General features: G+C 70.1%; 19 protein-coding genes. 12 read left to right on the forward strand and 7 right to left on the reverse strand.

Going from position 1 to position 24,362, the window contains the following annotated elements; translation table 11 throughout:
* Positions 1 to 130: 130 nt before the first annotated feature.
* The 4 genes from ACN20X_RS22435 to ACN20X_RS22450 all read right to left on the reverse strand — a co-directional run bounded on the left by ACN20X_RS22435 (position 131) and on the right by ACN20X_RS22450 (position 4,800).
* Positions 131 to 880, reverse strand: coding sequence for a sterol desaturase family protein (locus ACN20X_RS22435; RefSeq protein WP_016449226.1), 750 nt, complete (start codon positions 878 to 880; stop codon positions 131 to 133).
* Positions 881 to 899: 19 nt separating this feature from the next.
* Positions 900 to 1,892, reverse strand: a complete 993-nt coding sequence (locus ACN20X_RS22440) for an LD-carboxypeptidase (protein WP_034347717.1) — start codon at positions 1,890 to 1,892, stop codon at positions 900 to 902.
* A 286-nt stretch (positions 1,893 to 2,178) separates the two neighbouring features.
* Positions 2,179 to 3,498, reverse strand: coding sequence for a tRNA adenosine(34) deaminase TadA (gene tadA / locus ACN20X_RS22445; protein WP_016451404.1), 1,320 nt, complete (start codon positions 3,496 to 3,498; stop codon positions 2,179 to 2,181).
* Positions 3,499 to 3,558: 60 nt separating this feature from the next.
* Positions 3,559 to 4,800, reverse strand: a complete 1,242-nt coding sequence (locus ACN20X_RS22450) for a branched-chain amino acid ABC transporter substrate-binding protein (protein WP_016451403.1) — start codon at positions 4,798 to 4,800, stop codon at positions 3,559 to 3,561.
* A 467-nt stretch (positions 4,801 to 5,267) separates the two neighbouring features.
* Between ACN20X_RS22450 and ACN20X_RS22455 the strand changes: the two genes are divergently transcribed.
* A complete protein-coding gene (locus ACN20X_RS22455; RefSeq protein ID WP_310043793.1) occupies positions 5,268 to 7,274 on the forward strand; it encodes a peptidase U32 family protein in 2,007 nt (668 codons plus the stop codon).
* On the opposite strand, the gene ACN20X_RS22460 is transcribed toward ACN20X_RS22455, so the two are convergent.
* Together ACN20X_RS22460 and ACN20X_RS22465 are read right to left on the reverse strand one after the other, a co-directional pair.
* Entirely contained in the window at positions 7,238 to 7,519 is a 282-nt protein-coding gene (locus tag ACN20X_RS22460; protein ID WP_133072524.1) for a hypothetical protein, read from the reverse strand. The genes ACN20X_RS22455 and ACN20X_RS22460 overlap by 37 nt on opposite strands.
* Before the next feature lie 10 nt (positions 7,520 to 7,529).
* Entirely contained in the window at positions 7,530 to 9,872 is a 2,343-nt protein-coding gene (locus ACN20X_RS22465) for an FdhF/YdeP family oxidoreductase (protein ID WP_473209933.1), read from the reverse strand.
* A gap of 128 nt (positions 9,873 to 10,000) precedes the next feature.
* On the opposite strand from ACN20X_RS22465, the gene ACN20X_RS22470 reads away from it, so the two are divergent.
* Positions 10,001 to 10,459, forward strand: coding sequence for a GNAT family N-acetyltransferase (locus tag ACN20X_RS22470; protein WP_473209934.1), 459 nt, complete (start codon positions 10,001 to 10,003; stop codon positions 10,457 to 10,459).
* A gap of 12 nt (positions 10,460 to 10,471) precedes the next feature.
* On the opposite strand, the gene ACN20X_RS22475 is transcribed toward ACN20X_RS22470, so the two are convergent.
* A complete protein-coding gene (locus ACN20X_RS22475; protein WP_473209935.1) occupies positions 10,472 to 13,234 on the reverse strand; it encodes a winged helix-turn-helix domain-containing protein in 2,763 nt (920 codons plus the stop codon).
* A gap of 177 nt (positions 13,235 to 13,411) precedes the next feature.
* Here ACN20X_RS22475 and ACN20X_RS22480 point away from each other — a divergent pair, with 177 nt between their 5' ends.
* The 10 genes from ACN20X_RS22480 (at position 13,412) to ACN20X_RS22525 (ending at position 24,358) form a co-directional block, all read left to right on the forward strand.
* Positions 13,412 to 14,194: an SDR family NAD(P)-dependent oxidoreductase gene (locus ACN20X_RS22480; protein ID WP_392444592.1), complete on the forward strand. Its 783-nt coding sequence runs from the start codon at positions 13,412 to 13,414 to the stop codon at positions 14,192 to 14,194.
* Between the two features lie 134 nt (positions 14,195 to 14,328).
* Positions 14,329 to 15,513 (forward strand): acetyl-CoA C-acetyltransferase, encoded by a 1,185-nt coding sequence (locus tag ACN20X_RS22485; RefSeq protein ID WP_203400610.1) that lies wholly within the window; start codon positions 14,329 to 14,331, stop codon positions 15,511 to 15,513.
* Between the two features lie 70 nt (positions 15,514 to 15,583).
* Positions 15,584 to 16,408 (forward strand): ABC transporter ATP-binding protein, encoded by an 825-nt coding sequence (locus ACN20X_RS22490; protein WP_016449217.1) that lies wholly within the window; start codon positions 15,584 to 15,586, stop codon positions 16,406 to 16,408.
* Complete coding sequence (locus tag ACN20X_RS22495; protein WP_473209936.1) at positions 16,392 to 17,117, forward strand: ABC transporter ATP-binding protein; 726 nt, start codon at positions 16,392 to 16,394, stop codon at positions 17,115 to 17,117. Before ACN20X_RS22490 ends, ACN20X_RS22495 begins: the two co-directional genes overlap by 17 nt.
* A gap of 5 nt (positions 17,118 to 17,122) precedes the next feature.
* Complete coding sequence (locus ACN20X_RS22500; protein ID WP_034363620.1) at positions 17,123 to 17,995, forward strand: branched-chain amino acid ABC transporter permease; 873 nt, start codon at positions 17,123 to 17,125, stop codon at positions 17,993 to 17,995.
* Between the two features lie 130 nt (positions 17,996 to 18,125).
* A complete protein-coding gene (locus tag ACN20X_RS22505) occupies positions 18,126 to 19,163 on the forward strand; it encodes a branched-chain amino acid ABC transporter permease (protein WP_016449214.1) in 1,038 nt (345 codons plus the stop codon).
* A 29-nt stretch (positions 19,164 to 19,192) separates the two neighbouring features.
* Positions 19,193 to 20,083: an enoyl-CoA hydratase-related protein gene (locus ACN20X_RS22510; RefSeq protein WP_473209937.1), complete on the forward strand. Its 891-nt coding sequence runs from the start codon at positions 19,193 to 19,195 to the stop codon at positions 20,081 to 20,083.
* Between the two features lie 156 nt (positions 20,084 to 20,239).
* Positions 20,240 to 21,454, forward strand: a complete 1,215-nt coding sequence (locus tag ACN20X_RS22515; protein WP_473209938.1) for an ABC transporter substrate-binding protein — start codon at positions 20,240 to 20,242, stop codon at positions 21,452 to 21,454.
* A gap of 34 nt (positions 21,455 to 21,488) precedes the next feature.
* Positions 21,489 to 23,141 carry a long-chain-fatty-acid--CoA ligase gene (locus ACN20X_RS22520; RefSeq protein ID WP_047472337.1) on the forward strand — a complete coding sequence of 551 codons (1,653 nt, stop codon included), beginning with the start codon at positions 21,489 to 21,491 and terminating at the stop codon, positions 23,139 to 23,141.
* Between the two features lie 134 nt (positions 23,142 to 23,275).
* Positions 23,276 to 24,358, forward strand: a complete 1,083-nt coding sequence (locus ACN20X_RS22525) for a CaiB/BaiF CoA transferase family protein (RefSeq protein ID WP_012206624.1) — start codon at positions 23,276 to 23,278, stop codon at positions 24,356 to 24,358.
* Positions 24,359 to 24,362: the final 4 nt, after the last annotated feature.

Here is a 24,362-nt window from a genome sequence, read left to right on the forward strand (position 1 = left end):
CAGTCAGCCCCCACCGCCACCGTACAGAGCCTCAAAAACTGGCGCGGCCAAGAACAAGGGACAGCGAGCAAGGGTCTACGCCGGCCGCGCCGCCCCCCCGCGAAGCGAGAGAGGGAAGGCGCGCAGCGCCTCAGGGGGAGTTCTGCTTGTGCACGTCTTGCCAGCGCAGCATGTCGGTCACGCGCTCGGCCTTGTCGGCATCAAAGCCCAGGCGCTCCACCCGCTCGGCCGGATTGGCCCAGGTGCCGAACAGCAGATCCCAGACGGGCAGGCCGTAGTTCTGCGCATGGTGGCCGTACTGGTGGTGCACGGTGTGCATCTCGGGCCGCTGCACGATGTATCCCAGCCAGCGCGGCGTGCGGATGTCGGCATGCAGGAACAGGTCGAACGCCCCCGTGAGGCCGATGGCGAAGGCGGCAGCCAGCGGGCTGGCCCCCAGCACCCAGTAGCTGGACAGCGCGCTCAGCAGCACGGCGGCGGCCGTGTCCATGGGATGGGCGAAAAACGCCGTGAGCGCCTCCACGCGCGGCGCGCTGTGGTGCAGCTGGTGGAACAGGCGCCACAGCGTGTCCGACCGGTGCGTGGCGCGGTGCCACCAGTAAAAGACAAAGCTGGTGAGCACAAAGCTCAGTGCGCCCACGGCCCAGGCCGGCCATTGCCGGCCCACGTCCAGCAGCGCATGGCGGCGGATGCCGTCCGAGAACAGATGGCCTACCGCCAAGGTGGTGGCCAGCGTGCCCAGGCCCAGCAGCGTGGACAGGATCAGCCAGCGCCGGTCGCAGTGGTTGCGCGAGGCCGGCGCGATCACCTCGCGCGTGAAGATGCCGACGAACATCAGCGCCAGCAGCGGGTAGGCCGCGAACTCCCACATCTGCAGCATGCCGTCTGCTCCTTGCCGCTCAGTGCACGTGGCCCCAGTAGATCAGCGCATCGCGCCCTTCGACAGACAGCGACACGGGTGCGCCCACGGGCAGCATCACCTTGGTCGGCACATGGCCGTAGGGCAGGCCCTGCAGCACGGGGCACTTGACCTGGCTGCGCAGCCAGTCGATCACGGTCTGCAGCTTGAAGCCCTTGTCGTGCGAGCTGAGCTTGAACTCGCTGAACTGGCCGAACACGATGGCCTTTTGCTGGGCCAGCACGCCGGCATGCAGCAGCTGGGTCAGCATGCGTTCCACGCGGTAGGGATGCTCGCCCACGTCTTCCAGGAACAGGATGCCGCCCTTGATCTGCGGGAAGTACGGCGTGCCCAGCAGGGACACCAGCACGGCCAGGTTGCCGCCCCACAGCGTGGCGCCGCCGCTGATGTAGAAGTCCTTGACGGCAGGCTTGCCGTCTTCGCGCAGGCCGATCTTCGGCATCTGCCAGCCCGCGCCCTCGCCCTGGCCGCTGAGCAGGTCGTTGAAGCAGTCCAGCATGATGTCGTCCACGCCGCCCTCGGCATCGGGGCGGCCGAAGTCGTGCACCAGCAGCGGGCCGGCCCAGGTGGTGGCGCCGGTCTTGGCCAGCAGGGCCAGCGACAGCGCCGTGAAGTCGCTCAGGCCCACGAAGCGCGTGCCGCCTGCGATGGCCTTGGCCACGGCCTTGTACTTGATGCCCGGCAGGATGCGCGTGAGGCCGTAGCCGCCGCGCGTGGGCAGCGCCAGGTCGGCACCGCTGGCCGCCGCACGGTCGATGGCCGCCAGGCGCGTGGCGTCGTCGCCGGCAAAGCGCTGGTGGCTGCTCAGCGCATCGGCATCGATCTCCACCTGGTGGCCCATGGCCTCCAGGCGGCGCACGGCCCGCTTGAAACCGGCCTTGTCGCGCACGGCGCCGGCGGGCGAGTAGATGTAGATGTGGCGCGGACCCTGGTCATGCGCGTGGCCGCAGCAGCTGCCGTCGGCGGCGTGCACATGCTCGTGGTCGTGGGCATCCCCATGGTCATCGGCACGCCCGTGGCCATGCGCGCAGCACTGGCCGTCGGCTGAATGCACATGCTCGTGCGAGTGATCTGCGGGAGCAGAAACGGGGGCTGAAACGGTAGCGGGAGCGGCTGCCGTTTTGCGGGGGGTGCGGGAACTGCGCGAAGTGGCCAAGGTGGTTCCATGCCGGCCCTGGCCGGCATGCTCCATATTGCAAGGGGAGTGAAGACGGGGACCTGGCGCCGCGCAGCCCCGGCAAGGGGCCGGCGGCGCTGGCCTATGGGCGGAAGTATTCCACAGCGTCGGCCACCATGCCGGCTGCGCACAGGGGAACCCAATGGCCGCACGGGGATAGGCGCAGCTGCGCCGGCGGCAGCTGTGGCAGCGCCTGCAGCCAGGCCTGGCGCCATGCGGGCGCAGGCAGCAGCGCATCGTGCTCTCCGCCCTGCACCCACAGGCGCTGCTGCTGGCTCCACTGCGCCAGCAACGCCATCGGCAGCGCAGGCATTTCGGCCCGCACGCGGGGCCAGGCCTGCAGCGCGGCGCGGTGGCCGGGTTGGGAAAACGGCAGGTTCCAGGCCTGCGGCTGTGCGCCGGCCTCCTCGCCCGCCTCGCGCATGGCGCGGCCCACGGGCCATGACGGCTTGCGCGCCACCTGCGCAAACCATTGCATGCAGGCATCGGGCGCCAGGCCTGCGGGCCAGGAATTCATGAGCCAGGCGCCGCAAAAACGGGCGGGCTCGGCCTGCGCCACGGCCAGGCCCAGGTGCACGCCATCGTCATGGCCGACCAGCACGATGTTCCGCAGGTCCAGCGCCAGCACCAGCTCGCGCAGCACTTGCACATGCCAGGCCGCGCTGTGCGCCTTCTCCTTCTTGGGCTGGTCGCTGCGGCCAAAGCCCGGCAGGTCGGGAACGACCACGCGATGGCCGGCCTGGAGCCACCCGGGCAGCATGGGCTGGAACAGCTGGCCCCATGCCGGGCTGCCGTGCAGGCACAGCCAGGTCAGCGGTGCATCATGCGGTCCTTCATCGACCACGGCCAGGCGCAGGCCTGCCAGCGCCGGCAGGTCGCTGCGCCACTGCGGCTGGGCAAAGCCGCCAAAGGTGGAATCCGCATGGCGCAGCGCCGTGTCCTTGAGCGGATGCGGCTGGGCCGCGCGCTGCTCGGCGCGGCGCATGCGAAAGAAGTCCGACATCAGGGCCGCGCATTCGCCGGCCAGCACGCCGCGCGTCACCTGCGTGTGGTGGTTGATCTGCGGCAGCGCAAACACGTCCAGCACCGATCCGGCCGCGCCCGTGCGCGGCTCGGCCGCGCCATAGACCACGCGGCCCAGGCGCGCATGCAGCATGGCGCCGCTGCACATGGTGCACGGCTCCAGGGTCACGTAGAGCGTGCAGTCGTCCAGCCGGTAGTTGCCCAGGTGCGCGGCCGCATCGCGCAGCGCCAGCACCTCGGCATGGGCCGTGGGGTCGCCCTGGGCCACGGGCGCGTTGCGGCCCTGGCCGACGATGGCGCCGTCCTTGACGATGACGGCGCCCACGGGCACCTCGCCCGCCTGGGCGGCGGCACGCGCCAGTTCCAGGGCGGCGCGCATCCAGGCCTCGTCGTCGGCCTGCGGCAAGAAAGGGTGTTCGGCAGCCACGTTGTCAGCGCGTCAGGGCAGCGCCTTGCGCACGCCCTGCGCGTAGTGGTACAGCGTGACCACCGGCGCCTGCAGCTCGCCCTGGGGCGTGAAGGCAATCGGCGCCGTCACGCCCTCATACCGGGTCTGGCGCAGATAGGGGATATAGGCATCGGGCCGGATGGAGTCGGCCCGCACCATGGCCTGGGCCAGCACCATGGTGGCATCGTAGGCGTAGGGGCTGAAGACCTGGTACTGGTCGGCAAAGCGCTGGTCATAGCGCTGCTTCCAGGCGGTGCCGCCCGGCATGCGCTCCAACGGGCTGCCGCCGACGGCGCAGGTCACGTTGCGCAGCGGCGCCGCGTTGCCGGCCAGCTCGGGCAGGCGCAGCGTGCACTGGCCGTCGCCGCCCAGAAAGCGCACCTTGTCCATGGCCAGCTGGGCCATCTGCCTGAGCATGGGGCCGGCCTGGGCATCCAGGCCGCCGAAGAAGATGGCGTCGGGCTTCTTGCCCTTGATGGCCGTGAGGATGGGGACGAAGTCCGTGGACTTGTCGCCGGTGTACTGCTTGTCCACGATCTCGATGCCCTGCTCGCGCGCCTGGGCCTCGAACAGCGCCACGATGCCCTGGCCGTAGGCCGAGCGGTCATCGATGATGGCCACGCGCTTGACGCCCAGCTTGCCCACGGCGTGGGACACCAGCGCATCGACCATGGCGCGGTCGTCGGCGATCACGCGGTACGTGGTGTCATAGCCCGACTGGGTGATGGCCGGGTTGCTGGCCGCCGGCGTGACCATGACGATGCCGCAGTCCTGATAGATGGACGTGGCCGGCAGCGTGGTGCCCGACTGCAGGTGGCCGACCACGGCCGCCACCTTCTTGTCGCACAGGCGCCGGGCCAGGGCCACGGCCTGGCCGGGGTCGCCGCCGTCGTCGCCTGCCTCCAGCTTCCAGTGCAGCTTGCGCCCGCCGATCTCCAGGCCCTTGGCATTGAGATCGTCCAGGGCCATGCGCACGCCGTTTTCCTCATCCTTGCCCAGGCTGGCAATGGGGCCGGACACCGGCCCGGCATGGGCAATGCGCACCACCAGGGGCGCATCGGCTGCACCCGGTGCAGCGGCCGTACCGGGTGCAGCCGCCGCAGCGGAAGCCCCTGCCGCCTGCCCGTTGGCCGGGCCGCTTCCCGGCAGCGCCCAGGCCAGGCCGCCGCTGCCCAGCATGGCGCACAGCAGGGCAGGGCCGGCCCACGGGAAATGGCGAATCGAGGCGTGCATGGCAACTCCTGGAAAAAACGGTCAATCAGTGAAACGGCGCCTTGGCCAGCGAAATCCGCTGCGGCGTGGCCAGTCTGGCGCTGCCCGGCCGGTCAAGGACTGGCGCAGCGAAAGCGCACCAGGCAGAGGGCGGAGCAGGCACGGGCCAGGGTGTCCGGCATGGCGGCCCGGCCCGTGCAGTGCGCATCCTAAAGGATAGGCAAAAACCGGCGCTGCGCGTCCGGGCATCGGGCGCATACCCCCTGGCGCACGTTTTTTCGGGGCTGCGGCGATAATGCTGCGCCTCACCGCAAGCGGGCTGCGAGGTTTTCGTCGCCGGACCGCCCCAAGACAAAAAGCGGCCCCCTTGGGGGGCAGCGGACCTTGCGCAGCAAGGGTAGCGTGGGGGCCAGTTTTCCCCCGCATTGCGCCCGACGCCCGGCCCCCCACGCCGGTGCGGGTACGAACACAGAACACCACAAAGCCCCATGTCCCTCCTGCCCCACCAGCTCGAACTCCTGTCTCCCGCGCGCGATGCCGACATCGGCATCGAGGCCGTGAACCATGGCGCCGACGCCGTCTACATCGGCGGCCCGGCCTTCGGCGCGCGCGCCACGGCGGGCAACGACATCCGCGACCTGCAGCGCCTGATCAACCACGCGCACCGCTTCGGCAGCCGCATCTTCATCACGCTCAACACCATCCTGCGCGACGATGAACTGGAGGCCGCGCGCAAGATGGCCTGGCAGATCTACGAGGCCGGTGCCGACGCGCTGATCATCCAGGACATGGGCCTGCTAGAGTTGGACCTGCCGCCCATCCAGCTGCACGCCAGCACCCAGACCGACATCCGCACGCCCGAGAAGGCGCGCTTCCTGCAGGATGCCGGCCTGTCGCAGATCGTCGTTGCGCGCGAGCTGGACCTGCAGCAGATCGCCGCCGTGCGTGCGGCCACCGACCCGGCGCGCACCACCATCGAATTCTTCGTGCACGGCGCGCTGTGCGTGGCCTACTCGGGCCAGTGCTACATCACCCACGCCCACACGGGCCGCAGCGCCAACCGCGGCGACTGCAACCAGGCCTGCCGCCTGCCCTACGAGGTGCTGGACGCCAGCGGCCGCATCATTGCCCACGAAAAGCACGTGCTGTCCATGAAGGACAACAACCAGAGCGACAACCTGCGCGCACTGATCGACGCCGGCGTGCGCAGCTTCAAGATCGAGGGCCGCTACAAGGACATGGGCTATGTGAAGAACATCACGGCCCACTACCGCAAGCTGCTGGACGAAATCATCGAGGAGCGCGAATTCTCCGACACGCCCCTGGCGCGCTCGTCCTCGGGCAGCACCACGTTCAGCTTCACGCCCGACCCCGACCAGAACTTCAACCGCGAGTTCACCGACTACTTCGTCAACGGCCGCAAGGACGACATCGGCGCCTTCGACACGCCCAAGACACCGGGCCGCGCCATCGGCTGGGTCACCAAGGTGGGCGAGAACTTCGTGGAGATCGAGACCTCGAGCCGCGACACCGAACTGCACAACGGCGACGGCCTGTGCTACTACGACCTGCAAAAGGAACTGGTGGGCCTGCAGATCAACCGCGCCGAGTCGGTGGATGCGAAGAAGTCGCTGTGGCGCCTGTTCCCCAAGGACCCCATCGCCGGCTTCAAGGATCTGCGCAAGGGCCTGGAAGTCAACCGCAACCGCGACATGGCCTGGGTGCGCACGCTGGACAAGAAGTCCAGCGACCGCCGCATCGGCCTGTGGGCCGAACTCAAGGAAACACCCGACGGCTTTGCGCTCACGCTGACCGACGAGGACGGCTTCACCGCCACTGCCGCCATCGCGCAGGAACACCAGGCCGCCACCGACGCAGCCCGTGCCGAGGCCACGCTGCGCGAGCAGCTGGGCCGCTTCGGCGCCACCATCTTCTCCGTGCATGACATCGGCCTGCAGCTGAGCCAGCCCTGGTTCGTGCCGGCCTCGGCCCTGAACCAGCTGCGCCGCGACACCGTCGCCGCGCTGGAGGCCGCACGCCAGGCCGGCTTCGTGCGCCTGCCGCGCGCCCTGCCCGTGGAGCCGCCCGTGCCCTTCCCCGAGGACACGCTGACCTACCTGGCCAACGTCTACAACCAGAAGGCGCACGACTTCTACATCAAGCACGGCGTCAAGGTCATCGACGCGGCCTACGAGAGCAAGGAAGAAGAAGGCGAAGTCAGCCTGATGATCACCAAGCATTGCGTGCGCTTTTCCATGAGCCTGTGCCCCAAGCAGGCCAAGGGCGTCATCGGCGTCAAGGGCACGATCAAGGCCGAGCCGCTGCAGCTGATCAACGGCAAGGAAAAACTCACGCTGCGCTTCGACTGCAAGCCCTGCGAGATGCACGTGGTCGGCAAGATGAAGCGCGCGGTGATCAACCAGCACGCCAAGGAAATGCAGGAGTTTCCGATGCAGTTCTACCGCACGCGGCCCGTGCCTTCGGCCAGCGCCTGACAGGCCTGGGCCTCCACCCACAAGCGCCCGCGCTCCGTCAGGGCCGCCAGCCACCGCCCCTCGTCCTGCTCCAGCCTGACCCAGCCCGGCCCCGGTGTGCCGGCAATGGGCGCATCGCCCATCAGCGCCAGGCAGCGCATGAGCACGCTGGCGCCCTGCCCCAGTCGCTTGCCCAGCCTGGGCAGGGACATGGGTGCGGGCTCGGTGGCCAATTCGCGCAGGATGGCGGCGGCCAGTTCTTCCATGCCTTGCACTTCAGGCCGCCATTTCTTCCAGCGCGGGAGACGGCACGGCAGGCAGCCGGTGCGCCACCAGCTGCACGGGAATGGACTTGGAGCTGGGCGTGCCCGCCACGATGGCCGTGGCCGACAGCGGCACCAGCGGATTGGTCTCCGGATAGTAGGCAGCGATGCAGCCGCGCGGAATGTCGTAGGCCACGAGCCTGAAGCGCTCGGCGCTGCGCTGCTGGCCGTCATCCCACACCGTCCGCAGGTCCACCCAGTCGCCATCCTTCATGCCCAGGGCGCGGATGTCCTCGGCATGGATGAAGACCACGCGGCGCTGTCCGAAGACGCCGCGGTAGCGGTCGTCCATGCCGTAGATGGTGGTGTTGTACTGGTCGTGCGAGCGCGTGGTGAACAGCGTGAACACCGGCGATGCGCCGGGGCTGCGCGCGGCGCGCGCGCGGTGCACGGGCGTGTCGCGCGGCACGGCGTGCACGAAGAAGCCGGCCTTGCCCCGGGGCGTCTCCCAGATGCGCTCGCTTGCCGCATTGCGCAGCTTGAAGCCGCCCGGCACGGCCACGCGCGCGTTGAAGTCGTGGAAGTCGTCGAAGACCTGCTCGATCAGCTCGCGTATGCGTGCATAGTCGCCGGCCAGCTCCAGCCAGGGCACGGGCCGCTGCGCGCCCAGCGTGGCGGCCGCCAGGCGCGCGACGATGGCGATCTCGCTGAGCAGGTGCTCGGACGCAGGCGGGTTGATGCCGCTGGAGATATGGACCATGCCCATGGAGTCCTCCACCGTCACGCCCTGCGGCCCGGTGGCCTGCATGTCGATCTCGGTGCGGCCCAGGCAGGGCAGGATCAGCGCCTCGCGGCCGTGCACCAGGTGGCTGCGGTTGAGCTTGGTGGTCACATGCACGGTCAGGTCGCAGCGGCGCAGCGCCTGCCAGGTGGCATGCGTGTCGGGCGTGGCCGCCGCGAAGTTGCCGCCCAGCGCGAAGAAGACCTTGCCCCGGCCCTCGAGCATGAGGCGGATGGACTCGACCACGTCCACGCCGTGGGCACGCGGCGGCTCGAAGCCGAAGACCTGCTGCAGCCGGTCCAGCAGCGCGGCCGGCGGCTTTTCCCAGATGCCCATGCTGCGGTCGCCCTGCACATTGCTGTGGCCGCGCACCGGACAGGCGCCCGCACCCGGGCGGCCGATGTTGCCGCGCAGCAGCAGCAGGTTGACCAGCATCTGCACGGCGGCCACCGAATGCATGTGCTGCGTGATGCCCATGCCCCAGCAGACGATGGTGCTGCGGGCGGCGATGTAGACCTCGGCCGCCGTCTGCATCTGCGCGCGGCTCAGGCCGGACTCGGCCTCCAGCAGGCCCCAGTCCTCGGCCCGCAGGTCCTCGGCCAGGGCCTCGAAGCCGGTCGTGTGTTCGGCGATGAAGGCATGGTCCAGCACGCCGCCGCACCCGTGCCCCAGTGCATCGTCCTGCGCGATCACATGCTTCATGATGCCCTTGACGGCCGCGATGTCGCCGCCCACGCGCAGCTGGAAGTAGTGCGTGCTGATGGGCGTGGCGCCCAGGGTGGCCATCTCCAGCTTGCTTTGCGGGTCCTGGAAGCGCTCCAGCCCGCGCTCGCGCAGCGGGTTGAAGCTCAGGATGCGCGCGCCGCGTTTGTGGGCTGCGCGCAGCTCGCCCAGCATGCGCGGGTGGTTGGTGCCGGGGTTCTGGCCGAAGATGAAGATGGCATCGGCCTGCTCGAAATCGGCCAGCTGCACCGTGCCCTTGCCCACGCCGATCTGCGGCTTCATGCCGCTGCCGCTGGGCTCGTGGCACATGTTGGAGCAGTCGGGGAAATTGTTCGTGCCGTAGGCGCGCACGAACAGCTGGTACAGGAAGGCCGCCTCGTTGCTGGCGCGGCCCGAGGTGTAGAAGATGGCCTGGTTCGGGTCGGGCAGCGCGTTCAGGTGGCGGGCAATCAGCGCAAAGGCGTCGTCCCAGGCGATGGGCCGGTAGCGGTCGCTGGCCGCGTCGTACACCATGGGCTCGGTGAGCCGGCCCTGGTCTTCCAGCCAGAAATCGCTTTGCGCCATGAGCTCGGCCACCGTGTGCCGGGCAAAGAATTCGGGCGTCACGCGGCGCGCCGTGGCCTCGGCCGCCACGGCCTTGGCGCCGTTCTCGCAGAACTCGAAGGTGGAATGGTGGTTGCGGTCGGGCCAGGCGCAGCCCGGGCAGTCGAAGCCGTCGGGCTGGTTGGCCGACAGCAGCGTCTTGGCGCCCTTGACGGCGATATCCTGGCGCATCAGGGCCTGGCTCACGCTGCGCAGTGCGCCCCAGCCGCCAGCGGCGCCCTTGTAGAACTCGATCTTTTGCTCGGACATGGGCCAGGAGTGTTCCGCCTGTCCATGATCCAGGTCAAATCACATCTCCAAATGGAGAGATTCAGCAAAGATATGAGCACGGCATCCTTGCCCTGCGCCATGCTGGCAACCTCAGCCCCGGACCACCGATGAACTCCACAGCCATACACACCGCCATCCCCGAAGACGCCGCGCTGATCGCTCCGCTGTTCGACGCCTACCGCCAGTTCTACGAGCAACCTGCGGATGCCGACGCGACGCTGGCCTTCATCACGGCGCGGCTGGAGCGCGGCGAATCCGTGATCCTGCTGGCCCGCCGACCGGACGGCAGCGCCCTGGGCTTTTGCCAGCTCTACCCCTCGTTCTGCTCGGTGCTGGCCGCGCCCATCTACGTGCTCTACGACCTCTTCGTGGTGCCCGATGCGCGCCGCCTGGGCGTGGGCCGCGCCCTGCTGCTGGCGGCCGAAGCCCATGCCCGCGCCACGGGCCATGCACGCATGGACCTGACCACGGCACGCAACAACCTGCGCGCCCAGGCGCTGTACGAGTCGCTGGGCTGGGTGCGTGACGAAGTGTTCCTGACCTATGCGCGCCATCTGCAGGCTTGAGCCGCCAGCGGCCTAGCGCAGAACCCGCAGCTCCCGCGCCAGCGCCACGGCCTGGGTGCGGCTGCGCGCGCCCAGCTTGAGGTTGATGCTGCGCAGGTGGGTGCGCACCGTGCTGTCGGAGACGAAGAGCTTCTCGGCCATGGCCGCATTGGAGTAGCCCGAGGCCAGCAGTTCCAGCACGCGCAGCTCCTTGCGGGTCAGGGGCTCGGCAAGCGCCGTGGCCGGCGCCGGGTCCTGGGGCGCATCCGCTGCCTGCAGCTCGGGGGGATCGGCGGGCTCGGCAGGCTCGCCCAGGGCAGACAGCAGCCGCTGCGCATGGGCGGCAGCCTCTGGCTCCGCCGCTTCCGTGCGGCGCGACAGTGAGGACGACAGTGAAGGAGACAGTGAGGGCGACAGCACGCGCTGCAGCACGGGCGCGAGCAGCGGCCCCTCATCGAGCATCAGGCGCACAAAGCCTTCGCTGGCCCCGTGGCGCAGCGGCTGGGCCAGCATGGCGGCTGCGGCGTCCAAGTCGCCGCAGCCCGCCTCGGCCAGCGCGCACAGCACCTGCAGCTTGAGGCTGCGGTGGCGGCGCCCGCGCAGTTGCGCATCGGCCAGCAAGGGGGCGATGGCATCGCGCACGTCACGGCAGTCGCCAAAGTGCAGCCCCCAGCGCAGCCGGGCGATGGCGATGTCCTCCACCTCGTGCGGCGGCAGGCGCAGGCGTTCCACGCGCGGCCATACGCCAGGGTCGTCGGCACGCTCCAGCGCCTCGGATGCGGCCGCCCGGTTGCCCTGCAGCACGAAGATGCGCGCATGTTCCAGCCGCGCGCTGGCCGTCACGCGCGGCAGCTGGCGCTCGTGCCCCAGGTATTCCAGTTCGGTGAGCAGGCCCACGGCGGCATCCACGTCGCCGCGCAGGAAGGCGATGCGCGCGCGCATGCGGTAGCTGGCGATCACGTGGTCGGGCAGGCCCACATCGCGTGCCAGCGGCAGGTAGACCTGCAGCAGGTGATCGGCGCCGTCGATGTCATTGCCCTCGTAGAGCACCCCCGCGTACAGGACGCCTGCCCAGGCATTGCCGTTGGTGGGGTTGTAGGCCGCGCTGCGCGGCGTGGCAGCCAGCGCCACCCTGAAACGCGCTGCCGCCTGGCGCAGCCGGCCGGCGGACAGGTCCAGCACGCCTTCCATGGCCTCGGTGTACATGCGGCTGAACAGGCTGCCGGCCTGGGTGCTGCGTGCCGCATCCAGCAGGCGGCGGGCCTCGTCGGTATCGCCCAGCACCGATGCCACGTAGGCCATGGCATTGGTCAGCGAGCTGTCCGCAAAGGGCCGGCAGCTGGGCAGGCGCGCCAGCGCCTCGCGGCCCAGTGGCGCAGCCTCTTCCACGCGGTCCATCATGGCCAGCAGCAGCGGCCGCAGGGCGATGACCAGGGCCTGCGCGGCAGGGTCGGCGGCCATGCCGGGCTCCAGCGCATCCAGCCACAGCTGTGCCTGCACGGGACCACGGGTGAAGCAGTCGGCATAGGCGGCCACGGCCTGCAGCAGCGGCTCGCGCGCCAGCAGCGGCGCCGGCAGGGCCGTGAACCAGCGCGACAGCAGGCGCATGCGGCCCTGCTCCATCAGCGCCTCGGCATGGCGCGCCAGCAGGGACAGGGCATGCGGCAGGTCGCCGCCTTCCAGCGCATGCTCGATGGCGGGCACGGGCCGGCCGCAGGATTCGTACCAGCCGCTGGCCGCCAGATGCAGGCGCTGCACCTCGCCGGGGCGCTCGCGCTGCAGCTGGGCGCGAAGGAAGTCGGCAAACATGCTGTGGTAGCGCCAGCTGCGCCTGCCCTGCCCTTCGTCGGCCAGCGGCAGCAAGAACAGATGGGCCTGCTCCAGCGCCTGCAGCATGGCGGCGCCATCGGCGCGCGGCACCAGGGCCTGGCAGACCTGGGCATCCAGCGTGCGCAGGATGCTGGTGCGCAGCAAAAAATCGCGCACGGGCGCGGCCTGCTGTGCCAGCACGTCCTCGGCCAGGTAGTCGGCCACGGCACGCTCCGAGCCCGAGAAGCGCTCGATGAAATCGCTGTGCGCCCCATGCCGCTCCAGCGCCAGCGAGGCCAGCCACAGCGCGCCTATCCAGCCTTCGGTCTTGTCCACCAGGCGCGCCACGGCCTCGCGCGGCAGCGCGCAGCCGCGCAGGCGAAAGAACTCCTCGGCCTCGGCCGCTGAAAAGCGCAGCAGCGCCGCATCGATCTCCAGCAGCTGGCCGCTGGTGCGCAGCCGCCCCAGTCCCAGGGCCGGCAGCGCGCGCGAGCCTATGACCAGCCGGCCGTGCACGGGCAACTGCTCCATCAGCTGGCGCACCAGGCCCAGCACGGCATCGTTGTGCAGCACCTCGAAATCGTCGATGAACAGCGCAAACGACCGGCCTTCGCCGGCCAGCGACTGCAGCGCCCGGGACAGCTCGCCCGGCCCGTCCGCCTCGCGCTCGGCCATGCCGCCCAGGCCGCGCACGGCCGCACCCAGGCATTGCAGAAAGCGCGAGACATCGTTGTCGGCGGCATCCAGCGTGAGCCAGGCCGTGGCCTGCCCTTCGGCCTGCAGGCGCTCGCGCATCTGGCGCATGGCCGTGGTCTTGCCGAAGCCGGCCGGCGCACGCACCAGCACCACGCGGGCGCGCAGCGCCTCGGGCCAGCGCGCGGCCACCGCCAGGCGCGCCACCTGGGCTGCGGCCGCGCGCGGCGGGCTCAGCTTGGCCTGGGGCACATAGCCGGAACCGGGAGCAGGAATGGGCACTGGGGACGGCATGCGGGCGAGGAGCACATGGCAGGAGTGAAGGAGCGGGCACTTTCGTCGGTTTCGACGATGGCGGCAATGCGGGGTGATTCCTAGACTGGCCTGCAGATCATAGGTAGCGCAGCGCGCCCTGTCGCGAGCCAAGGCGACAGGGCGCGCGGCAAAGACTCTCTCAAAGGAGACCCACACATGAAGCTTGACGCAAGCATCGGCGCCGTCGTCACGGGCGGGGCATCGGGCCTGGGCGCGGCCACCGCGCGCCGCCTGGCCGCCAGGGGCGTGCGCGTCGCCCTGTTCGACCTCAACGAGACGGCCGGGCAGGCGCTGGCGCGCGAGACAGGCGGCCTGTTCTGCCGCGTGGACGTGACCGACGAGGCCAGCGTGGACGCGGGCTTTGCCCAGGCCCGCGCGGCCCATGGGCAGGAGCGCATCCTGGTCAACTGCGCGGGCACGGGCAATGCCGTCAAGACGGCCAGCCGCGACAAGGCCACGGGCGAGATCCGGCACCTGCCCGTGGCCAATTTCGACCGCATCATCCAGATCAACCTGGTGGGCACCTTCCGCTGCATCGCCAAGTCGGCGGCGGGCATGCTCACGCTGGAGCCGCTGGCCGACGGCGAGCGCGGCGCCATCGTCAACACGGCCTCGGTGGCGGCGCAGGACGGGCAGATGGGCCAGGCCAGCTACTCGGCCAGCAAGGCCGGCATCACGGGCATGACCCTGCCCATCGCGCGCGACCTCATGGGCGAGGGCATCCGCGTGAACACCATCCTGCCCGGCATCTTCGACACCCCGCTGCTGCAGGGCGCGCCCGACAACGTGAAGGCGGCGCTGGCCGCCTCCGTGCCCTTCCCCAAGCGGCTGGGCCAGCCCGACGAATACGCCCACCTGGCCGAGACCATGATCACCAACGGCTACTTCAACGGCGAGTGCGTGCGCCTGGACGGCGCCATCCGCATGGCGCCGCGCTAGGCGCACCGCCCAGTCACCACGGCAGGCACCGTCCCCGCGTTTTCCCTGGCCGGAATCGTCGATTGCGACGATGCCCGGCCCGCGCCGGCCGGGCCACCATCCCCCCCAGGAATACAGGAACAGGAGACATATCCATGGCACAGGCATACATCGTCGCCGCCACGCGCACGGCGGGCGGCAAGCGCGGCGGAAAGCTCTCGGGCTGGCATCCGGCCGATCTCGCGGCCCAGGTGCTGGACGAGCTGGTGCGCCGCAGCCAGGCCGACCCGGCCCAGGTCGAGGACGTGATCATGGGCTGCGTCAGCCAGGTCGGCCAGCAGGCGACGAACGTGGCGCGCAACGCGGTGCTGGCCTCGTCCCTGCCCGAGTCCGTGCCGGGCACCACGGTGGACCGGCAGTGCGGGTCGTCCCAGCAGGCCCTGCATTTCGCGGCCCAGGCCGTGATGTCGGGCAGCATGGACATGGTGATCGCCGCAGGCGTGGAGAGCATGTCGCGCGTGCCCATGGGCACGCCCAACGCCCTGCCCGCCAAGTCCGGCCTGGGCGTGTACATGAGCCCGGCCATGCAGCAGCGCTATCCGGGCGTGGAGTTCAGCCAGTTCATGGGCGCCGAGATGATGGCCGGCAAGTACGGCCTGGCCAAGGACCAGCTGGACGCCTATGCGCTGCAAAGCCATGAGCGCGCCGTGCAGGCCGCGCGCGAGGGCCGCTTCGACCGCGAGATCCTGGCCGTGCAGGCGCGCAGCGCCGAAGGCGGTGCCGAGGGCGAAGGCCAGCCGCACACGGTGGACGAAGGCATACGCTTCAACGCCACGCTGGAAGGCATTGCCGGCGTCAAGACCATCCGCGAGGGCGGCTGCGTGACCGCCGCCACGGCCAGCCAGATCTGCGATGGCGCCAGCGGCGTCATGGTGGTCAGCGAGCGCGGCCTCAAGGCCCTGGGCGTGCAGCCGCTGGCGCGCATCCACCACATGAGCCTGCTCGGGCACGACCCGGTGATCATGCTGGAGGCCCCCATCCCCGCCACCCAGGCCGCGCTGAAGAAGGCCGGCATGCGCATCTCCGACATCGACCTGTACGAAGTCAATGAGGCCTTTGCCCCCGTGCCCCTGGCCTGGCTGCAGGCCACGGGCGCCGATCCGGCGCGGCTCAACGTCAACGGCGGCGCCATTGCGCTGGGCCATCCGCTGGGCGCCTCGGGCACCAAGCTCATGGCCACGCTGGTTCACGCCCTGCATGCACGCGGCGGGCGCTACGGCCTGCAGACCATGTGCGAGGGCGGCGGCATGGCCAACGTCACCATCATCGAGCGCCTGTAGGCGCCGCCATGCCACCGTGCGGCCGGCGCGGCCCGCGCCGGCCGCCCACCATCGGGGGGGAGGGAAAGCCATGAGCCAGGACTCGCAGCCCCTGCTGCGCATCGAAGGCGTTTCGCTGCGCTTTGGCGGCATCGTCGCGCTGGACGGCGTGAGTTTCGATGTTGCGGCAGGCCAGATCTGCGGCCTCATCGGCCCCAACGGTGCGGGCAAGAGCAGCCTGTTCAACTGCCTGTCGCGGCTGTATGCCTGGCAGGCCGGCCACATCCGCTTTCGCGGCCAGCCGCTGGCCACGCTGGCGCGCCACCGCATGGCCGCGCTGGGCATGGGCCGCACCTTCCAGAACCTGGCCCTGTTTTCCAGCATGACGGTGGCCGACAACGTGCGCCTGGGCACGCACAGCCACCAGCACGCAGGCTTTGTGCGCGACGCCCTGCGCCTGCCCGGCGTGCGCCGGCGCGAGGCAGAAGCCCGCGCCCAGGCACAGTCGCTGATGGCCCTGCTGGAGCTGACGGGCGTGGCAGAGCGCCGCGTGGCCGACCTGCCCTTCGGCACGCAAAAGCGCGTGGAGCTGGCGCGCGCCCTGGCCTGCCGCCCGCAGTTGCTGCTGCTGGACGAGCCGGCCTGCGGCCTCAACCATGAGGAGCTGGCCGGCCTGGGCGACCTGATCCTGTCGCTGCGCGACCGGCTGGGGCTGACCGTGCTGCTGGTGGAGCACCACATGGGCCTGGTCATGCGCGTGAGCGACAAGGTCGTGGCGCTGAACTTCGGCCGCAAGATCGCCGAAGGCACGCCGGGCGAGGTCCGCGCCCATGCCGAAGTCATCCGCGCCTACCTGGGTTCGGACATGCAGCCGCAGGATCAGGACAGGGAGGTGGCGCATGCCGGCACTGCTTGAAATCCGCGGACTGCATGCGGCCTACGGGTCGGTGCGCGTGCTGGACGGCATCGACATGGACCTGGCCGAAGGCCGCGTCACGGCCCTGCTGGGCGCCAATGGCGCGGGCAAGACCACCACGCTGCGCGCCATCTGCCGCCACCTGGTGGACACACGCGGCGAGGTGCGCCTGGCCGGCGAACGCATAGACCGGCATAGCACCGAGCGCATCGCGCGCCAGGGCGTGGGCCATGTGCCCGACGGGCGCGGCACCTTCGCCCAGCTCAGCGCCGAGGACAACCTGCGCCTGGGCGCGCAGGCCCGGCCCACGAGCGCTGCCCGTGCCGACGTGGGCGGCGATATGGAGCGCATGTTCGGCTACTTCCCCCGCCTGCGCGAGCGCCGCGCCCAGCAGGCCGGCACGCTGTCGGGCGGCGAGCAGCAGATGCTGGCCATTGCCCGCGCCCTCATGGGCCGCCCGCGCCTGCTGCTGCTGGACGAGCCCTCCTTCGGCCTGGCGCCGCTGGTGGTGCGCGACATCTTCGGCATCCTGCGGCGCATCAACGCCGAGCAGGGCATGACCATCCTGCTGGTGGAGCAGAACGCGCGCCTGGCGCTGGAGCTGGCGCACAGCGCCTACCTGCTGGAGACCGGCCGCATCGTGCTGCACGGCCCCAGCGAAGCCATGCGCCGCAACGATGCGGTGCGCCAGGCCTATCTCGGGGAGTAGCGGCCATGGACGCCTTCATCCACCAGTTGCTGGCCGGCCTGGCCACGGGCGGCATCTACGCCACCGTGGCGCTGGCCCTGGTCATGATCTACCAGGCCACGCACCACATCAATTTCGCGCAGGGCGAGATGGCCATGTTCTCCACCTTCATCGCCTGGGCGCTGCTGCAGGCGGGGCTGCCGTACTGGTGGGCCTTCCTGGCCACGGTGGCGCTGTCCTTCGTGCTGGGCGCGGCCGTGGAGTTCGCCATCATCCGCCCCATGCACAAGGCGGCGGACCTGGCCCAGGTGGTGGTCTTCATCGGCCTGCTGATCGTCTTCCACAGCCTGGCCGGCTGGATCTTCGGCTACACCATCAAGGAGTTCCCCAGCCCGTTCCCGGCCGACGCCTGGTATGGCAGCGCCCTGATGTCGGCCCATGAGGTGGGCACCATCTTCGTGGCGCTGTCCATCGTGGCCCTGCTGTTTGCCTTCTTCCGGCTCACGCCGCTGGGGCTGGCCATGCGCGCGGCCGCGCAGAACCCGGCCTCCTCGCGCCTGGTGGGCATCTCCGTGGGGCGCATGCTGATGCTGGGCTGGGGTCTGGCCGGCGCCATCGGCGCGGTGGCCGGGATGATGGTGGCGCCCGTGGTTTTCCTCGATCCGCACATGATGAGCGGCGTGCTGCTGTATGCCTTTGCGGGCGCGCTGCTGGGCGGCATCGACAGCCCCGCGGGCGCCGTGCTGGGCGGCTTCATCGTGGGCGTGCTTGAAAACCTGGTGGGCAGCTACGTGGTCGGCACCGAACTCAAGCTCTCGGTCGCCCTGGTGCTGATCGTGGGCGTGCTCATCGTGCGGCCGGCCGGGCTGATGGGCCGCAAGGTCGTCAGGAGGGTTTGAACAATGTCCCCCCTGAGCGGCTACGCCGCTTCCCGTTGCACGGCGCCCCCTCTCTCGCTACGCGGGAGGGGGACGACACCCTCGCTTTTGGGCCACGCCAGTTTTGTGCCAAACGCCCTGGAGAACAATGATGTCCACACGATCCGCCTCCTCGTCTGACGCGCTGGTCGCCTCCATCAGCGCGCGCCGCCCCCTGCCCCTGGGCACGGTACTGATCGCGGCGCTGGCGCTGGCGGCCTGCTCGCTGGTCTTCGTGGCCAAGGGCTACCAGCTGTTCCAGGCCACCATGGTGCTGGCCTATGCCGTGGCCCTGGTGGGGCTGAACATTCTCACGGGCTACAGCGGCCAGATCTCGCTGGGCCATGGCGCCTTCTTCGCCATAGGCGCCTATGCGGCCGGCATCCTGATGGACCGCGCAGGCCTGGCCTACTGGCTGGCCGTGCCTGCAGCGGGCCTGGTGAGCCTGGCGGCGGGCTACCTGTTCGGGCGGCCCGCGCTCAGGCTGGAAGGGCTGTACCTGGCGCTGGCCACCTTTGCGCTGGGCGTGGCCATGCCCCAGCTGCTCAAGTACCGCCACCTGGAGGCATGGACCGGCGGCGTGGGCGGCATCGTGCTGACCAAGCCCGAGGCGCCCTGGGGCCTGCCGCTGGATGCCGACCAGTGGTTCTACCTCTATGCATTGGCCGTGGCGGCGCTGCTGTTCTGGATGGCGCGCAACCTCATAGACAGCGGCAGCGGCCTGGCGCTGCGCGCCATCCGCGACCACGCCATGGCGGCCGAGGCCATGGGCGTGGACAACGCGCACTGCAAGTCCATGGCCTTTGCGATTTCGGCCGGCTACACGGGCGTGGGCGGCGCGCTGTCGGCCATTGCCGTGCAGTTCGTGGCGCCCGACTCCTTCACCATGTTCCTGTCCATTTCGCTGCTGGTGGGCGTGGTGGTGGGCGGCGTGGGAACGCTGTGGGGCGCGCTGTTCGGCGCCCTGTTCATCATGTTCATCCCGGGGCTGGCCGAGCAGGTGTCCAAGGCCGCGCCCTGGGCCGTCTACGGCACCGTGCTCATCGTCTTCATGTTCGCCATGCCCGGCGGCGTGATGGGCCTGCTGCACCGACTGGGCCGACCGGGCCGGCCGGGCATGCACCTGCCCCGGCAGCGGCCGCGTGCCTGACTTTCCATCCCCACCCACAGGAGTCCCCCATGAATTCCAGTCCGGCCGTCCGCATGGAACGCCACGGCAACAACGGCGACAGCGGCAACAACGGCGAGATCGCCCTCATCGTCCTCCAGGACAGCGCCCGCATGAATCCGCTGGGCAGGCCCTTGCAGCTGCGGCTGCGCGAACTGCTGGCCGAGGTGCGCGAGGACACCTCCCTACGCGCCCTGGTGCTCACCGCCGAGGGCCGGGGCTTTTGCGTGGGCGCGGACCTGTCGTCCATGGGCGGCGCACAAGGCGGCGCACAAGGCGGGGCACAAGGTGGGGCACAAGGCGGGGCCCAGGCCGATGGCCGCACGCTGGGCGAGCAGACGGCCGACAACATGCAGCAGCTGTCCAACCGCCTCATCCTGGACCTGCAGCAGTTGCCCGTGCCCGTGGTCTGCGCCATCAACGGCGCGGCAGCCGGGGCCGGCGTGGGCCTGGCACTGGCCGGCGACGTGGCGTTGGCGGCGCGCTCGGCCTACTTCTACCTGCCTTTCCTGCCGCGCCTGGGCATCGTGCCGGACCTGGGCACCACCTGGTTCATCGAGCGCCGGCTGGGCCGTGCGCGCGCCCTGGGCCTGTCCCTGCTGGGCGACAGGCTGGGCGCGCAGCAGGCTGCCGACTGGGGCCTGGTCTGGGCCTGCGTGGACGACGAGGCCCTGCGCGAGCAGGCCCTGGCCGCGGCCGCCCGCCTGGCGCGGCTGCCGGCCGGTGTCGTGCTGGAAGCCCGCCGCGCGCTGGACCACGCAGCCGCTTCCACGCTGGAGCAGCAGCTTCACTACGAGGCTGAACGCCAGCGCGAGCTGGTGGGCGCGCCGGCCTTCATGGAAGGCGTGCAGGCCTTCATGCAAAAGCGCGAGCCCGTGTTCGCGCCACGCCAGCCGGGCTGACCACCGCGCCTTCCCGCCACACCTTCCCGACGCACCTTGCTGCGCCCGCACATGCATTCGTCGGAATCGACGATGGGCGCGCGCCGGGCCGGTTCCTACCATGGACCGGCCACCACAAGAAAAGCGGGCACGGCGCCCGCAAGCCAGGAGACCACCATGCGCAACCCCTTCGTCCGCGGCCCCCGGGCCCTGATCGCCTGCCTGGCGCTGGTCCTGCCGGCCGTCACCCCGGTGCCAGCCCAGGCCCAGACCCAGAAGAAGTACGACACCGGCGCCAGCGACACCGAGATCCGCATCGGCAACTTCGTGCCCTACTCAGGTCCCGTGTCGGCCTATGGAACCATAGGCAAGACCCATGCGGCCTACTTCGCCAAGATCAACGCCGAGGGCGGCATCAACGGCCGCAAGATCACCTACCTCTCGGCCGACGACGCCTACAACCCCGCCCAGAGCGTGGAGCAGACGCGCAAGCTGGTCGAGCGCGACGGCGTGCTGCTGATGTTCGGCGCGCTGGGCACCTCGCACAACCAGGCCGTGCATCGCTACATGAACCAGCGCAAGGTGCCCCAGCTGTTCGTCTCCACGGGCGCCACGCGCTGGGGCGATCCGAAGAACTTCCCCTGGACCATGGGCTGGCAGCCCACCTACCAGCTCGAAGGCCGCACCTTCGCCCAGCACATCCTGGCCACGCGGCCCCAGGCCAAGGTGGCCGTCCTGATGCAGAACGACGACTTCGGCAAGGACTACCTCAAGGGCGTGCTCGACGGCTTCGGCGAGCAGGCCAAGCAGCGCATCGTCGTGCAGCAGACCTACGAGGTCGGCGACCCCACGGTGGACAGCCAGATGGTGGCGCTCAAGGGCTCGGGGGCGGACACCTTCATCAACATCAGCACGCCCAAGTTCGCGGCCCAGTCCATACGCAAGGCCGCCGACATCGGCTGGAAGCCTGCGCACTACCTGGTCAGCGTCTCGCTGTCCATCAGCTCGGTGCTCAAGCCTGCGGGCCTGGACAACGCGCGCGGCGTGATGACGGCCAGCTACCTGCGCGAGCCCTCGGACCCCACCAACCAGGGCACGCCCGAGCTGGCCGGCTACCTGGCCTTCATGAAGCAGTTCTACCCGGCCGGCGACCCCAACGATTCGCTCAACGTCATCGGCTACTCCCAGGCCCAGACCCTGGTGCAGGTGCTCAGGCAGGCCGGCGACGAGCTCACGCGCGCCAACATCATGAAGCAGGCCGCCAGCCTGAAGATGGACCTGCCCATGCTCTACCCGGGCATCAGCCTGCAGACCGGTGCGGACGATTTCTTCCCCATCAAGAAGATGCAGCTCGTGCGCTTCGACGGCAGCCGCTACGCGCCCGTGCAATGACCCCGGCCATCAGGACAACGACAGGAGACACCCCATGCCCGCCTTGCAAGGACTGATGCAGGACCGCCCGCTCATGATCTCGTCGCTGATCGAGCATGCGGCGCGCTTTCACCCGCACACCGAGATCGTCTCGCGCCTGCCGGAAACCCGGGACGGTGGCCTGCACCGCACCGACTGGGCCGGCATGCGCCGCGCCTCCTGCCAGGTGGCCAACGCCCTGCAGTCGCTGGGCGTGCAGCCTGGCGAACGCGTGGGCACGCTGGCCTGGAACAGCTGGCGCCACCTGGCGCTGTACTTCGGCGTCTCGGGCAGCGGCGCGGTGCTGCACACCATCAACCCGCGCCTGTTTCCCGAGCAGATCGAATACATCGCCAACCATGCCGAGGACCGGGTGCTGTTCTTCGACGTGACCTTCGCGCCGCTGGTGGAAAAGCTCGCACCGCATCTGAAGACCGTCACCACCTATGTCTGCATGAGTTCGCGTGAGCACATGCCCGCGCTGGACCTTCCCGGCCTGCACTGCTGGGACGAGCTGGTGGGCAACCAGAGCGAGGACTTCGAGTGGCCCGAGTTCGACGAGCGCACGGCCTCGTCGCTGTGCTACACCTCGGGCACCACGGGCCACCCCAAGGGCGTGCTGTACTCGCACCGCTCCACCGTGCTGCACACGCTGATGGAGCTGGCGCCCGACACCTTCGGCCTGAACGCGCGCGAGACCGTGATGCTCATCGTGCCCATGTTCCATGCCAACGCCTGGGGCACGCCCTATGCGGCGGCCATGGCCGGCGCACGGCTGGTGCTGCCCGGCCCCCACCTGGACGGCCAGAGCGTCTACGAGCTCATGCGCGACGAGAAGGTCACCTTCTCCCAGGGCGTGCCCACCGTGTGGCTGATGCTGTTCCAGTACCTGGATGCGCATCCCGACATCGACCCGCGCGCGCTGGGCGTCAAGAGCATAGGCATCGGCGGCGCGGCCGTGCCGCGCGCCATGCTGGAGCGCTTCGAGAACCAGTTCGGCGCCCAGGTCGTGCAGGGCTGGGGCATGACCGAGACCAGCCCCATCGGCGTGGTCAGCAAGCTGCTGCCCCGGCACGACGCGCTGTCGGGCGAGGAACTGGTCAAGGTCAAGCTCAAGCAGGGGCGCGGCGTCTGGGGCGTGGACCTCAAGATCGTGGACGACGACGGCCGGCCCCAGCCCTGGGACGGCCAGGCCCGGGGACACCTGCGCGTGCGCGGCCCCTGGATCGCCAGCGGCTACTTCAAGGGCGAAGGCGGCTCGCCCGTCGATGAGGAAGGCTTCTTCACCACGGGCGACGTGGCCACCATCGATGCCGACGGCTTCCTGCAGCTGGTGGACCGCGCCAAGGACGTGATCAAGTCGGGCGGCGAGTGGATTTCCTCCATCGACGTGGAGAACGCCGCCATGGGCCATCCCGGCGTGGCCGAGGCCGCCATCATCGGCGTGGCCCATCCCAAGTGGCAGGAGCGGCCGCTGCTGCTGGTGGTGCCGCGCGCAGGCCACAGCGTCAGCCGCGAGTCCATGCTCGATTTCCTGTCCACGCGCATCGCCAAATGGTGGCTGCCCGACGATGTGCTGCAGGTGGCCGAGCTGCCGCACACGGCCACGGGAAAACTGCTAAAGACCAAGCTGCGCGAGGAGTACAGGAATTACCCCCTGAGCCGCTGAGCGGCTTCCCCCAATGGGGGACGACACCTTCGGTGCGGGGCGGCCCTTCCTCGGTGTCTCTCGCTTGGACAACGCAAGTTCCATAGCGCTCTGCTCTATGGTTCATTGAAGAAAAGAGAACAAAGGAGACCTCCATGCCAGGACCGCTTGAAGGCGTGCGCGTGGTCGAGTTCGCGGGCCTGGGCCCGGGGCCGTTCTGCGCCATGCTGCTGGCCGACATGGGTGCCGAGGTGCTGCGCATCGCGCGGCCCGGCACGCCGGTCGATGCGCAGGACATCACCACGCGCAGCCGCAGCCAGGTCGAGATCGACCTGCGCGGCGAGGAAGGCCAGGCCTCGGCCCTGGCGCTGATCGCACGCGCCGATCTGCTGATCGAGGGCTTTCGGCCCGGCGTGATGGAGCGCCTGGGCCTGGGGCCCGAGCCCTGCCTGGCGCGCAACCCGCGCCTGGTCTACGGCCGCATGACGGGCTGGGGCCAGCACGGGCCGCTGGCGCATGCGGCGGGGCATGACATCAACTACATCGCCATCTCCGGCGCCCTGCACGCCATCGGCCGCGCGGGCGAGGCGCCCGTGCCGCCGCTCAACTACGTGGGCGACTTCGGCGGCGGCGGCATGCTGCTGGCCGTGGGCCTGCTGGCCGCCCTGCACGAGGCCGGGCGCAGCGGCCGGGGCCAGGTCATCGACGCGGCCATGACCGATGGCACGGCCCTGCTGTCGGCCTTCATGTACGGCTTCAAGGCCAAGGGCCAGTGGAGCAACCAGCGCGGAGAGAACCTGCTGGACGGCGGCGCGCACTTCTATGACACCTATGCATGCGCCGACGGCAAATACATCGCCATAGGCGCCATCGAGCCGCAGTTCTACGCCGAGCTGCGCCAGCGCTGCGGCATACAGGACCCGCTGTTCGACGCGCAGCTGGACGCCGCGCGCTGGCCCCTGCTCAAGCTGCGCCTGGCCGACGTGTTCCGCACGCGCACGCGCCAGCAGTGGTGCGAGCTGCTGGAAGGCAGCGATGCCTGCTTCGCGCCCGTGCTCGACTGGGACGAGGCGCCCCAGCACGCCCACAACCGCGCGCGCGCCACGTTCACCGAGGCCGGTGGCGTGCTCCAGCCCGCGCCGGCGCCGCGTTTTTCGCGCAGCGTGCCCGAGCAGCCCCGCCCCCCGCGCGCCGCCAGCCTGCAGGACACGCTGGCCGCCTGGAACGCCCGCTCCTGAGGAA

It is taken from the genome of Delftia sp. PX-1 (assembly GCF_055797465.1).